The 11,613-nt window shown below is 63.8% G+C and carries 13 protein-coding genes; 4 read left to right on the plus strand and 9 right to left on the minus strand.

Annotated elements, in window-relative coordinates; translation table 11 throughout:
• Nucleotides 1–102: 102 nt before the first annotated feature.
• On the minus strand, nt 103–792 hold the full coding sequence (locus FJ974_RS25305; protein WP_140533141.1) for an SDR family NAD(P)-dependent oxidoreductase: 690 nt from the start codon (nt 790–792) through the stop codon (nt 103–105).
• Nucleotides 793–1,034: 242 nt separating this feature from the next.
• Here FJ974_RS25305 and FJ974_RS25310 point away from each other — a divergent pair, with 242 nt between their 5' ends.
• The gene (locus FJ974_RS25310) at nt 1,035–2,150 is read left to right on the plus strand and encodes an anhydro-N-acetylmuramic acid kinase (protein ID WP_140533140.1); all 1,116 of its coding nucleotides are present in this window, start codon (nt 1,035–1,037) and stop codon (nt 2,148–2,150) included.
• 107 nt (nt 2,151–2,257) lie between these two features.
• Here the strand turns inward: FJ974_RS25310 and FJ974_RS25315 are convergent, their stop codons facing one another.
• Together FJ974_RS25315 and FJ974_RS25320 are read right to left on the minus strand one after the other, a co-directional pair.
• Nucleotides 2,258–2,680 (minus strand): GNAT family N-acetyltransferase, encoded by a 423-nt coding sequence (locus FJ974_RS25315; protein WP_140533139.1) that lies wholly within the window; start codon nt 2,678–2,680, stop codon nt 2,258–2,260.
• Nucleotides 2,681–2,742: 62 nt separating this feature from the next.
• Complete coding sequence (locus FJ974_RS25320; RefSeq protein ID WP_140533138.1) at nt 2,743–3,927, minus strand: MFS transporter; 1,185 nt, start codon at nt 3,925–3,927, stop codon at nt 2,743–2,745.
• A 48-nt stretch (nt 3,928–3,975) separates the two neighbouring features.
• Here FJ974_RS25320 and FJ974_RS25325 point away from each other — a divergent pair, with 48 nt between their 5' ends.
• Nucleotides 3,976–4,515, plus strand: coding sequence for an Lrp/AsnC family transcriptional regulator (locus FJ974_RS25325; protein ID WP_140533137.1), 540 nt, complete (start codon nt 3,976–3,978; stop codon nt 4,513–4,515).
• A 302-nt stretch (nt 4,516–4,817) separates the two neighbouring features.
• On the opposite strand, the gene FJ974_RS25330 is transcribed toward FJ974_RS25325, so the two are convergent.
• The 3 genes from FJ974_RS25330 to FJ974_RS25340 form a co-directional block, all read right to left on the minus strand.
• The gene (locus FJ974_RS25330) at nt 4,818–6,257 is read right to left on the minus strand and encodes a DHA2 family efflux MFS transporter permease subunit (protein WP_140533136.1); all 1,440 of its coding nucleotides are present in this window, start codon (nt 6,255–6,257) and stop codon (nt 4,818–4,820) included.
• Nucleotides 6,258–6,454: 197 nt separating this feature from the next.
• Nucleotides 6,455–6,961, minus strand: coding sequence for a hypothetical protein (locus FJ974_RS25335; RefSeq protein WP_140533135.1), 507 nt, complete (start codon nt 6,959–6,961; stop codon nt 6,455–6,457).
• Nucleotides 6,962–7,018: 57 nt separating this feature from the next.
• The gene (locus FJ974_RS25340; protein ID WP_140533134.1) at nt 7,019–7,849 is read right to left on the minus strand and encodes a class I SAM-dependent methyltransferase; all 831 of its coding nucleotides are present in this window, start codon (nt 7,847–7,849) and stop codon (nt 7,019–7,021) included.
• Nucleotides 7,850–7,934: 85 nt separating this feature from the next.
• On the opposite strand from FJ974_RS25340, the gene FJ974_RS25345 reads away from it, so the two are divergent.
• On the plus strand, nt 7,935–8,861 hold the full coding sequence (locus FJ974_RS25345; RefSeq protein WP_140533133.1) for a LysR substrate-binding domain-containing protein: 927 nt from the start codon (nt 7,935–7,937) through the stop codon (nt 8,859–8,861).
• A 110-nt stretch (nt 8,862–8,971) separates the two neighbouring features.
• On the opposite strand, the gene FJ974_RS25350 is transcribed toward FJ974_RS25345, so the two are convergent.
• Nucleotides 8,972–9,307: a hypothetical protein gene (locus FJ974_RS25350; protein WP_140533132.1), complete on the minus strand. Its 336-nt coding sequence runs from the start codon at nt 9,305–9,307 to the stop codon at nt 8,972–8,974.
• 73 nt (nt 9,308–9,380) lie between these two features.
• Nucleotides 9,381–10,214, minus strand: coding sequence for a helix-turn-helix transcriptional regulator (locus FJ974_RS25355; protein WP_140533131.1), 834 nt, complete (start codon nt 10,212–10,214; stop codon nt 9,381–9,383).
• Nucleotides 10,215–10,313: 99 nt separating this feature from the next.
• Between FJ974_RS25355 and FJ974_RS25360 the strand changes: the two genes are divergently transcribed.
• Nucleotides 10,314–11,216 (plus strand): SDR family oxidoreductase, encoded by a 903-nt coding sequence (locus FJ974_RS25360; protein WP_140533130.1) that lies wholly within the window; start codon nt 10,314–10,316, stop codon nt 11,214–11,216.
• Between the two features lie 72 nt (nt 11,217–11,288).
• Here FJ974_RS25360 and FJ974_RS25365 read toward each other — a convergent pair whose 3' ends face one another.
• Nucleotides 11,289–11,564, minus strand: coding sequence for a hypothetical protein (locus FJ974_RS25365; protein WP_140533129.1), 276 nt, complete (start codon nt 11,562–11,564; stop codon nt 11,289–11,291).
• Nucleotides 11,565–11,613 lie beyond the last annotated feature (49 nt).

Below are 11,613 nucleotides of genomic sequence, written 5' to 3' on the forward strand. Positions count from 1 at the left end.
CGATCCAATCTCGACGCCAACGGAGGAAAGCCGGCGCTCAGATCCCGCGCCGGCCGGCAAATTGCGTTCAAACGAAGTAGACGGAGGGAGCGGGCGGCTGCTTCAGAACGTCTCGACCCAGGGCCTGAGCTCGACCTCGAAACTCCAGGCGCTGCGATGCTGGCGATGGACCGCGAGATAGGTCTCGGCGATGGCGTCCGGCGACAGGCGGCGATCCGGCCGGTCGGGCTCGGCAGCCTGTCCGGACGGCTCGATCTGGCCGTCGATGATAAAATGCGCGACGTGGATGTTCTTCGGGTTGAGTTCGCGCGCCATCGACTGCGCCAGTCCGCGCAGACCGAATTTCGGCATGGCAAAACCCGCCGAGCCGGAGAAGCCCTTGAGGCTTGCCGTGGCGCCGGTGAACAGGATCGAGCCGGAGCCGCGCGCCAGCAACCGGCGCGCCGCCTGCTGGCCGACCAGGAAGCCGCCATAGGCGCCGACCAGCAAGGCCTGCTTGACAGCCTCCGGATCGAGCTCGGCGATCGGGCCGCGCGTGCGGCCGCTGGCATTGAAGACGGCAATCTCAAGCGGCCCGAGCTTGTCCGCCGCTTCGAACAGCCGGGCGACGGAGGCGGCGTCCGAGACATCGGTTTCCACGGCTTGCGCGCCGGTCTCGCCGATCAGCGCTGCCAGCTTGTCGACATTACGGGCGGCAAGAATAACGCGAAAACCTTCCCTGGTGAGGAGCCGCGCCAATGAGGCGCTCAGGCCCTGTCCCGCGCCTGCGATCACTGCGACGTCGGCTGCCATATCGTTCCTCCTTGCGAATTTGCGTATCGACGCCGATACCGTCTGCCGCAAGGTCGCGCCTTATTCGTCGAGAGGCAAGAACGGCGTTGCTGCGATTTCGCCGTTCGACGCAAAAAGCGCCGGCAGTTGCCCTCAGGCTCAACCCAAATCGAAACAGGCGAAGGCCTTGCCTGCCGGGCCAATCCGTCCGACACGTGATTTCAGTGGGAATCGCATTGGCGGCAGCGTCTAAGGATACGACCATGGAACCAATCTGGGCCGTCGGCCTGATGACCGGCACCGTGCTCGACGGCAACATCGACGTCGCGCTGATCAAGACCGACGGCGAACGCATCGCCGATTTCGGCAGCTATACGCTGGCCCCCTACCCGCAATCGATCCGCGCCTTGCTGGAAGAGACGCTGCGCCAGGCAAGGGTCTGGAATTTCGAGGGGCCGGAGCCGGCGGTCTTTCGCGAGGCCGAAGAGGCGCTGACCCGCGCGCAGTCGGCGGCGGTCAAGGACCTTGTCGAGAGCCAGGGCAAGACGATGGCCGATATCGGCGTGGTCGGTTTCCACGGCCAGACCGTGCTGCACCGCGCCCCGCAGCCGGGCCGGATCGGCCGCACGCGCCAGCTCGGCGACGGCGAGTTGATGGGTGCAATCCTCGGCACAAAGGTGGCATATGACTTCCGCTCGGCAGATGTGGCCGCCGGCGGGCAAGGCGCGCCTTTAGCCGCCGCCTATCATGCAGCGCTGCTGAAGGAAGCCGATGCCAGCGGCGACACCGCCGTGCTCAATCTCGGCGGAGTCGGCAACATCACATGGTGGGACGGCAAGGACAATATCGTCGCCTTCGACACCGGGCCGGCCAACGCGCCGCTCAACGACTTCATCAAGGCGAAGGGGCGCGGCGAGATGGACCGGGACGGCAGGCTCGCGGCCGCCGGCACCGTCGATGAGGACAGGCTGGCGCGACTGCTGCAGCATCCGTATCTGACAAAGCCCTATCCGAAGTCGCTCGACCGTTTCGACTTCACCGCAGCGATGGCCGACGGGCTCGATGTGGAGGATGGCGCGGCGTTGCTGACGGCCTTCACTGTCTCCGCCGTCGGCAAGGCGCTCGACCTGTTGCCGCGCCGGCCGAAGCGGCTGGCGGTGAGCGGCGGCGGCCGCCGCAACCCGACGATGATGATAATGCTTGCCAGCCGCGCCGGTGTCGAGGTGGTGCAGGCCGAGACGCTCGGCTGGAAGGGTGACGCGGTGGAGGCCGAGTGCTTTGCCTTCCTGGCGGTGCGCGTGCTGCGCGGCCTGCCGATCAGCTTTCCGAGCACGACCGGCGTGCCGCAGCCGATGCGCGGCGGCCGGCTGGCCGGCTGATCAGGCCTAGAATGTTTCACCGTTTCACGGAAAAGGCGAAACACTCTATCCTTTGTTTTTACGCAATTCCGGACCGAAAACCGTGTCACACTTTTCCTGGAATTGCTCTAAGCCAGGCGCTTCTGCAGGAAGATGCGGTGGCGGCCGGGCGGGAAGTCGGGCAGCGTGCCGAACGGCCGATAGCCCTGACGCTCATAAACTCTGGCGGCGGTCGGGCTGAAGGTGTCGATCCAGGCGCCATGGCAGCCGCGTGCCAGCGCTTCGCGTTCGGCTGCGTCGAGCATGCCGGCGGCGATGCGCCTGCCGCGAAAGCTTTCGTCGACCCATAGCCACTGCACATAGAGCCAGCCCCAGGCGGTGTAGCCGGAAATGCCGGCGACGATCTCGCCGGCATTGTCGCGAACGAAGACGACAAGCGGCTTCCTGTCCGAGGCGCCGACGTCGCCGTCATTGAAGGCGGTGAGGCGCTCGCCTAGAAAGGCGAGGTCCCGCGGCAGGGGCTCGGCAGTGATCTCGAGCGTCGTCTTCATCGCGCATCCGGATTCGGTTCGGAAGCCGAGCTGTAGCGAAGGACCGAACGGAGGTGCAAGCGTTACGGCTGGGCTGGCGAGCGCCATGCGGCAGCGGATGCCGCGACCAGCATCAGCAGAGCGGCGATCAAGGCACAGTTGGCAAAGCCGAGACCCGTATAGAGCGGGCCGAAGCCGGCGGTGCCGACAGTGACGGCGAGATAGGTCACCGCGCTGTTCAGGCCCATGATGGTGCCGCGCCGCGAAGGATCGAGCGCGGTCAGCCGCATGACCAGGACGTTGAGCCCGAAATGGTTGGCCAGGCCCCAGACAGCCACCGTCGCCAGAAGCAGGGCAAAGCCGCCGCTGCCAGCCGCCATCGCGACATAGACGGCAGCGACGAGCAAATAGGCGAAGGGCATCACACGGCGCGCGCCGAGGCGGTCGATGACACCGTCGAGCAGTGCCGCCGCGCCGAAGCCAAGACCGTAGGCCACCGCCGCCAGCCCATTGACGCTGACCGGCTCACCGAGCCCTTCGTGGAGATGATCGCCGAGATAACCGTAGACGCCGTAGAAGGCGGTCATGAAGGCGCCGCAGGCGACGAGAAGCGGCAGGATGCCCGGCACGGCCAGCGCGCCGAGCGGCGAAGGCGCCGGACCGCTTTTCTTCTCGTCGGGCAGCGAACTCATCGCCAGGCCGGCAACCCCGGTCGCGGCCAAAAGCGCGACAGCAGCGAAGACGGCGCGCCAGTGGATGAGATCGGCAAGCACAGCCGACAGCGAGACGCCGGCGACCATCGAAAGCGTCCAGCCGGTAAGCACGACGCCGATCGTGCCGCTTTCGCGGCCGGGCGGCGCAATCGCCGCCGAGCTGGCATAGATCGCCGGCATGGCGATGCCCGCGGCGATGCCGGCGACAAGCTGGGCGGCGATCAGCGCGGTCACCGCCGGCGCCAGGGCGCTGGCGACCAGCGCCAGGGCAAGCAGCATCAACGCGCCTTGCAGCATGCGCCGCGCGCCGAGCCTGTCGATGTAACGGGCAAGGAAGAGCGCGCTGGCCGAGGTGCCGAGGCCGAAGGCGGCGGCAGCCGTCATCACAGCCGGCACGCTTGCCCCGAAAGATGCCGCGACGGCTGGCGCAATCGGGCCAAGAACAAGCGAGTTCGAACCGATGACCGCGATGCAGCCGGTGAGCAGATATGCGGCCGCCGGGATCGGCGCGCGGGATGTGGCCGTCAGAATTGCTGATTGATCACCGTTCGACATATCGCCATAATACCCGAACTAAATTCCGCACCAACGGGGAATTTCCAGATGGACGCAGAAACAGATGACATTCAGCGGAACAGGCAGCCGGCCCGCGAAATCGACGCGATCGACCGAAAAATATTAGGCGCGCTCGTCGACGACGCCACCATCAGCTACGCCAAGCTCGGCGACCGCGTCGGCCTGTCGCCGCCGGCGGCGCATGAGCGGGTCAAGCGGCTCAAGCGCAGCGGCGCCATCCGCGCCACCGCGGCGATCATCGACCCGAGGGCGGTGAAGAAGCCGCTGCTCGCCTTCGTGCATGTCGACACCAGGGGCTGGGGCAAGACGCCGGAGCTGATGGCGATTTCCGAATGTCCGGAGGTCGAGGAGATCCATTCGGTGGCCGGCGACAGCTGCATGCTGCTCAAGGTGCGCACCGAGGACACGCGGGCGCTGGAAGGCCTTCTGTCACGCCTCTACGAGACGCCGGGCGTCGTCTCGACGCGCAGCTATGTGGTGCTGTCGACCTATCTCGAGCGGCCGGTGCAGCCCGATAACACGCAAAAGTGGCCGACGCCCCGGCACATGGCGACGCCGGTTTATTAGGCGGAGAGCTGTTGCGGGTTCGCGGCGCCGCGGTAGATATCGAGAATGCGCGTGACTAATTGCATGTTGCGGCTGCATGTTTCCACCTGCGCCGATCGCGGAAATCATCGAACGTCATTGCCACGGATTCCTTGTGGGTCGCTCCAACGCTAGAGCGTTTCACCGTTTCACGGAAACGGCGAAACACTCTATCCCTTTGTTTTTACGCAATTCCGGACGGAAAACCGTGTCACACTTTTCCTGGAATTGCTCTAGCCTGAAAGCGCGCAAGCGTGCTCTTTCCAAGGAATCCGTCATGTGATTCAGACACCATGCTCGGTAACCGCTGCCTCGTTGAGGTGCGCTGGAGCGTTCTGGAGAGCAGGCTTGGTATTGATTGGCACCGAGAACAGCGCGGTCAAAAGTCCACCGATCATTAGAATCGCGAAATGGATATGGAAATTCGAAATCGCTGCCGGGCCGGAGGCGTTTCCGAGCAGCGCAATCACGAGCGCGACGCCGAACACCGAGCCCATTTGGCGGATCGAAAGGTTTACCGCACTTCCAACTCCGAAGCGCTGGGCAGGCAAGCCAAATACCGCGGCCGCCGTCACCGACGGTAGAATCAGGCCAACCCCGATGCCACCCAGTAGTAGTCCCGGGAGCCAACCAGACAGATAGTTCGGCGTTGGCCCGAGCCTGAGCAGATACCAGGCCCCTCCAAGGGCAAAGATAATTCCTCCACCCACCAGTAGCGCACGGTGACCCAAGCGTGCCGCTCGGCGGCCGGCCAGAACCGCGACGGGAATGACCATCAACGGACCAGGTGTCACTGCCATTCCTGCGACCGGTAGCGAATAGCCCCAGACCCGCGTCAGGAAAAAGAAAAACCCGAAGAACATTGCAGTGAACGTTAGAGAGAATACGAACGTCGCTGTGTTCGCAAATCGAAAGTTGGCATCCCTAAACAGCGTCAGATCGAGAGCGGGAGATTTTACCCTTGCGGCCCACGCGACAAACCCGGCAAGGACCAGCAAGCCAATGGCGATTGCGTAGCAAGTCGCGGGAGCGGTCCATGTCCACTCTGACGAGTTGACCACACCGAGCGCCACGCATCCCACACCGAAGATCAACATGAGAATGCCCGGGACATCCGGCAGTGCGCCGGCTTCCGGACTACGAGATTCTTTCAGTCTATTCACCCCGAGACCCAGGGCCACCAGCCCAACGGGCACGTTGATAAAAAACACCCAGCGCCAACCCAACGAGGCGACGACAAACGACCCAAGTGCCGGACCGACGGCTGCTGCGAGCGCGCCCACGGCGCCCCAGAGACTAACCGCAATGGCGCGCTTTTGAGGAGGAAAGGCGTCAAGGACGAGCGCAAGCGACGCCGGCGTCAAAAGCGCGGCGCCTACCGCCTGCAATACGCGGAAGCCGATAAGCGTAGTGGAGTTTCCGGCGAAACCATAGAGCGCCGATGCAAATGTGAAGATCACAACGGCAATCACAAATAGCCATTTGCGTCCGTAGAGATCGGCCAATCGACCTGCTGGAACAAGTAGTGCGCCATATACGATAGTGTAGGCATTGAGCACCCACGAAAGCTCGGTCACTGATGTCCCTGCGAACGAATCGCGGATGTTTTGAAATGCGACGAACAGAATTGTCGTGTCCAACATCACGAGAAACATGGCGAGGCTGCACACGCCGAAACTGGCCCATGGCGAGACCGATGACAGACGGTTGTTCAAGGACGACATGACTTAAACCTCTCTAGCTTGGAGACCCAAGGGCCCCTCAAAGAGATACCCGGTGGGAAGCCGCGCTCGACCACGCCGACGCTCGTTGGTCGTGCAGCCCTGGCAACGTTCTATGGAATGTTCCCTGCCGGCCACCGATCGTCCTTTCCTGTGACCGCCCGCTTCGGCAGCAACGAACCGTGCTGGAAGTCGCACGTTCAGGTCGAATGCGGCCGCACACGGGGGGCAGGTTTCAACAGCAGTCGGAACACCAGGAAATGCGAAACGAGCAACAGGGGCACGTACACCGTCGGGATGTAGAACGCAGCACCGAGAACGCCCGGCTCTAAGCCGATGCCCACCACACCTTGGTAATAGGCAAACAGCAGGTCGATACTTCCCTCGATGTTGAACAACCAAACCGCGGTGATCGCCCAGGATGCGCGCGCAGAGAGGGCGAACGTAGCCACGATGGCGAGAAGTGAGGCGGTTAAGTCACCGTACGCCGCTGGAAGCGCGAAGGCAGGGGGTAGCTGGGGGGAAACAATGCCTGGCATCAAAAAGCTCAGACCTGCGTATCTGATCATGTGAGGGGCGATCAATGCGTTGAGCGCATCCTCCCTGTCCATCACCTGGAGACGCGGCCAAATGTAGAGTTGTGCTACCCGGCCGAATGCTACGAGCCCCAGCAGGACGCTAAGGCCAATGATTTCTTTGGTATTCATGGGCGCACTCCGTTCGCAACAGCGCAGATGATGGTCGCCGGCGACATGGCGGGTTCCTCAGCTCTTGCCTGGAACAGCCTCGAAGACTGCGGTCAGGATGCCAAGCCGGCCTTCCATGAGATTGCGTCCGAGGTTGGCGGCAAGATCCATCATGCCCGGTCCCATGACGACGCCGAGATTGGGCGAAGGGGGCGGACCGGACGCCCGCAGTTGCGCAAACCAGGTCTTGGCGGGCGCGGTGTCGTCCTGCCATACCAGCGCATTGAAGCCGGCGGGCTCGATCGCCTCGCGCGTCGCACTGGCGGTGAGCAGAAAGCTTTCCGCGGGCGTCGGCGCCCAGGGAACGGGATAATGCGGGTCGCCGCTGTTCAGCACAACGTCGAAGGTTGCAAACCTGCCGCCCGGCTTCAGCACGCGTCTGATCTCACGATAGAGCTGCGTTCTGTCGTGGATGTTCATCGCAACATGCTGCAGCAAGACTGCGTCGAATTCACCGTCGTCGAAGGGCAGCGCCAGCGCGCTGCCGCTTTCGAACGACACCTGCCCACTCAGTCCGGTGCGCTCGGTCAGATAGCGCGCGGCCTCGACGAACGGCTCGCTGAGATCGACGCCGGTCACCTGGCAACCGCAGGTCGCGGCGAGAAAGCGCGCCGGTCCGCCTACACCTGATCCGACATCCAGAACCGACATGTCGGCGGTGATGCCGGCTAGCCTGGCGAGCTCGGCGGTCGCGGCGAGCCCGCGGGTGTGGAACTGATCGAGCGCCGCCAGTTGCTCAGGCATAAGCCGCTGCTCCTCCGGTCCGAAAACAGCAAGTGCTGCCTTCAGCCGTTCGGTCAGGCCTGTCGCGCGGTAGTGGTCGCGAACGCGATCGACATTATCGGTCATTGCAGGTTCCTCTGAGCTTCCAATCGTTGCAGCAGACATAAGACCGCTTTCGGCCTGCGACTATCCGCGATAATATCGATGCGCCATGAAGCAGAACTTCACAGTCAGGCAGGGGGCGCTCGACGGCGTCGAGGCTTTCCTGAGCGTCGCCAGGCATCGCAATTTCCGAAAGGCATCGGCCGAGCTCAGGGTGACTCCGTCGGCGATCAGCCAGGCGATACGGACGCTGGAGGCGCGCATCGGCGCGGCGCTGTTCATCCGCACGACACGCAGCGTCGGCCTGACCGAAGCCGGCGAACGCTTCCTGTCGCGCGCCGGGCCGGCCTTCGAGGAACTGGTCGCGGCAAGCGAGGTGGCGCGCGACCTTGGTCAGCGGCCGGCCGGACTGCTGCGGCTCTCGGTGCCGCCGTCGGTCATGCCGGTCCTGCTGGAGCCGCTCGTTGCATCCTTCTGCCAGGCCTATCCGGAAATCGAGCTGGAGATCGTGGCGAGCGGAGAACTCGTCGATCTTGCCGCCGAAGGGTTCGATGCCGGCATCCGGCCCGGCCAGTTCGTCGCCGCCGACATGGTCGCGGTGCGGCTGACGCCGCCGCTGCCCTTCGCCGTCGTCGGCAGTCCCGATTACCTTCGCCTGCGCAACGTCCCGGCGCGCATCGAGGACCTGCGCGGCCATGCCTGCCTGCGCATGCGCCGTTCAAACGGGACGGTGGCGCCCTGGCCTTTCATCGACGGCAACAAGCCGGTCGAGGCCATCGTTTCAGGGCCGCTCATCGCGCATGACTATCCCACGCTGCTTGGCGCGGCGATCCAGGGGGCAGGACTGGCGCAGGTGCCCTCGCCGCTCGCCAGCGCGCCGGTCGCCGACGGGCGGCTGCAGGAGGTGCTGAAGCCCTTCGCCGCGACCTCAGCCGGGATTTTTCTATACTATCCGGAAAAACGTCAGGTGTTGCCCAAGCTGCGCGCCTTCATCGACCATGTCAGGCAGCACGGCAACGACGTTCTGCAAAGGTGAACGCCTCAAGCACCTTCACTATGCGCGCGGGTATTCTTCCTGGGAAGCTTCGGCCAGCCGCCGCAGGCGCTCAGACGCGCGGCGACACGAAGGTTATGACTACCGAGGCTCTATTCCCTGGCATGCCAAGCAAGGAACCTGCGCATCTCCTCCCGCTTGTCTTCGGACAAACCCGCAAGCTGGCTCTCGTCCAGATATCCTTCCCGGATGAGAGTGGCAAAGACGACGATAAGTTGTGAATAGCGATAGTCGAACATCTGATCGATCGTTCGCCGCTGCTGTCGCAGATAGTCTTCGATGTCCCACATGTCGGAAGGCGTCGCCACATCGCCGGCCTTCTTTTTGAATTCGGTCATTGTTTTGCCAAGCGCCGCCTCCAGCGCCGCATCGAAGGCCCTGCGGGCGACCTTCTTTTCGGACGGGGACCATCTTGAATCGACGTTCATGGAATACCTCCCTGACCCTGCAACCTCTGTCTCGGATGCGCAGCCGGCTGCAATTCGAAAAACATGCACCCTATCAGCCGGAGCGGGACGCCATCAGCGCCTGGATGCGTTCGGCGTCCGCCGGCGTTGCGGGATTGTAGACGACCATGCCGAGCTCGGGGCGGCCATCGACCGCGAAGACCGAGAATTCCAACTCGATCAGCCCGACTTCGGGATGCCGGAGACGTTTCACGCCTTCACCATGGCCGGCGACGAGATCATTGTCGCGCCACAGCGCCTCGAACTCGGGGCTGATCCGGGACAGCTCTTCGACGAGTTCAGTAACTTCGGCCCCTGCGCCAGCCCTCGCGGCATCGGCCCTGAATGACCCGACCACGAAGCGGGCGACGCTCTCCCAGTCGTCCTGCGCGGCGCGCACGCGCGGGTTGCCGAACATAAGGCGCAGGATGTTGCGCTGCTCACGCGGCAGCTTGGAATAATCGGTCAGCAGCGCGGTGGCGGCGCGGTTCCACGCAACCACGTCCCAGGTCGCGGTCTTGATGATGGCCGGACTGCCTTCCAAAGCGTCCAGCACACGCTGCAGGCGGGGTGTGACACTGTCCACTACTTTGTAGCGGACTTCCGGAGGACGCCCCAAACCAAGCATGAACAAATGCTCGCGCTCCGGCTCGGTCAGCATCAGCCCGGTTGCGATGCGGTTGAGGACGTCCGCCGACGGCGCGCCGCCGCGCCCCTGCTCCAGCCAGGTGTACCAGGTCGGGCTGATATTGGCGCGCTGAGCCACCTCTTCCCGGCGCAGGCCCTGCGTGCGCCGCCGCCCTGTGGCGAAGCCGAATGCAACCGGGTCGAGCCGCATGCGGCGATCGCGAAGAAAATTGCCCAGCTTGTTCGTCGGCTCGACAGGCATTTCGATCCTGTTGGCATTTATACCATGATGACGTCACTACTTTAACATGATGAGCCATCGCGCGACAAGCATCTTCGAAACAATACAGGAGACACTTCCATGCGCGTATTTCTCACCGGCGCGACCGGTGTCATCGGTTCCAGAATCGTCCCCGAGCTCCTTGCAGCGGGGCATCAGGTGCTTGGGCTGACGCGATCCGACGCAGGCGCGCGATCCCTTTCGGCAGCCGGCGCCGAGCCGTATCGCGGCGACCTGGAAGACCTCGACAGCCTGCGCGAGGGCGCGGCGCGGTCGGATGCGGTGATCCACACCGCCTTCGATCACAATTTCTCGAATTTCGCGGCGAATTGCGAGAAGGATAAACGCGCGATCGAGGCGATGGGCAGTGCGCTGGCCGGCTCGGACCGGCTGCTGATCATCACGTCTGGGACCGGCATGGGCAATGCCAAGCCCGGGCAGCCGGCGAAAGAGGATGTGTTCAACACCGAGCACCCCAATCCACGCGTCCTGTCTGAATTGACCGGCGCGGCGATGGCGGAGGCCGGTGTCAAAGTGTCGGTCGTGCGGCTGCCGCAGGTCCATGACACGGTCAAGCAGGGGCTGATCACGCCGCTGGTCGCACAGACGCGGGCAAAGGGCGTTTCAGCCTATGTCGGCGACGGCCGCAATCGCTGGCCGGCGGCTCACGTGCTGGACGTGGCCCGGCTCTACCGCCTGGCATTGGATAAGCAGCAGGCAGGCGTACGATACAACGCAGTCGCCGAGGAAGGCATCTCTACCCGCGAGATTGCGCAAGCGATCGGCGCCGGCCTCAATGTGCCGGTGGTCTCCTTGTCGCCTGAAGAGGCTGCCGATCATTTCGGTTGGCTTGCCATGTTCGCCGGCCTCGACATGCCGGCGTCCAGCGAGTGGACACGCGAGCAGCTTGGCTGGCAGCCGACCGGCCCAGGGCTGATCGCCGACCTTGAGCGGATGGATTATTCAGTCGCGGCCGCGGCGTAGTGGGTTCATCTTCCCGGAGCGGTTCCGGACGATTCCAGGAACCGCCGAGCCGCTCCGGGCCATGCTTTGAGACTATTTCCCGCAATGATGATCGTTGATCTTGTTCAACGCGTTCGCATCCGGCCCGGTGCGATGGTAGGAGCAGGCTCCCGCAGCCGTGGTGACCAGCATGGCGTCATAGTAGCGTGGTCCGCCGAACAGGATGTCGATGAGGTCGCCTTCGGCGGGGACGTAGCGCTCATGCTCGACCCGACGCTCGTAATGCCGGTCGCCAGCGAAGGCCGGGGCAGACATGCCGACGATGATGCCAAGAACGAGAGCAGGAATCGCAAGATATTTTGTCATCATCGGCAGCACCCTTCCGGCCAATCGGATCTCCAGGATATAGCCAAAATCG

The organism is Mesorhizobium sp. B1-1-8, assembly GCF_006442795.2.
Taxonomy (GTDB): domain Bacteria; phylum Pseudomonadota; class Alphaproteobacteria; order Rhizobiales; family Rhizobiaceae; genus Mesorhizobium.

What these genes read in the sequence shown, in the direction of transcription:
- FJ974_RS25305 (WP_140533141.1), bottom strand. Translation starts at nt 792, where the DNA reads ATGGCAGCCGACGTCGCAGTGATCGCAGGCGCGGGACAGGGCCTGAGC.
- FJ974_RS25310 (WP_140533140.1), top strand. Translation starts at nt 1,035, where the DNA reads ATGGAACCAATCTGGGCCGTCGGCCTGATGACCGGCACCGTGCTCGAC.
- FJ974_RS25315 (WP_140533139.1), bottom strand. Translation starts at nt 2,680, where the DNA reads ATGAAGACGACGCTCGAGATCACTGCCGAGCCCCTGCCGCGGGACCTC.
- FJ974_RS25320 (WP_140533138.1), bottom strand. Translation starts at nt 3,927, where the DNA reads ATGTCGAACGGTGATCAATCAGCAATTCTGACGGCCACATCCCGCGCG.
- FJ974_RS25325 (WP_140533137.1), top strand. Translation starts at nt 3,976, where the DNA reads ATGGACGCAGAAACAGATGACATTCAGCGGAACAGGCAGCCGGCCCGC.
- FJ974_RS25330 (WP_140533136.1), bottom strand. Translation starts at nt 6,257, where the DNA reads ATGTCGTCCTTGAACAACCGTCTGTCATCGGTCTCGCCATGGGCCAGT.
- FJ974_RS25335 (WP_140533135.1), bottom strand. Translation starts at nt 6,961, where the DNA reads ATGAATACCAAAGAAATCATTGGCCTTAGCGTCCTGCTGGGGCTCGTA.
- FJ974_RS25340 (WP_140533134.1), bottom strand. Translation starts at nt 7,849, where the DNA reads ATGACCGATAATGTCGATCGCGTTCGCGACCACTACCGCGCGACAGGC.
- FJ974_RS25345 (WP_140533133.1), top strand. Translation starts at nt 7,935, where the DNA reads ATGAAGCAGAACTTCACAGTCAGGCAGGGGGCGCTCGACGGCGTCGAG.
- FJ974_RS25350 (WP_140533132.1), bottom strand. Translation starts at nt 9,307, where the DNA reads ATGAACGTCGATTCAAGATGGTCCCCGTCCGAAAAGAAGGTCGCCCGC.
- FJ974_RS25355 (WP_140533131.1), bottom strand. Translation starts at nt 10,214, where the DNA reads ATGCCTGTCGAGCCGACGAACAAGCTGGGCAATTTTCTTCGCGATCGC.
- FJ974_RS25360 (WP_140533130.1), top strand. Translation starts at nt 10,314, where the DNA reads ATGCGCGTATTTCTCACCGGCGCGACCGGTGTCATCGGTTCCAGAATC.
- FJ974_RS25365 (WP_140533129.1), bottom strand. Translation starts at nt 11,564, where the DNA reads ATGATGACAAAATATCTTGCGATTCCTGCTCTCGTTCTTGGCATCATC.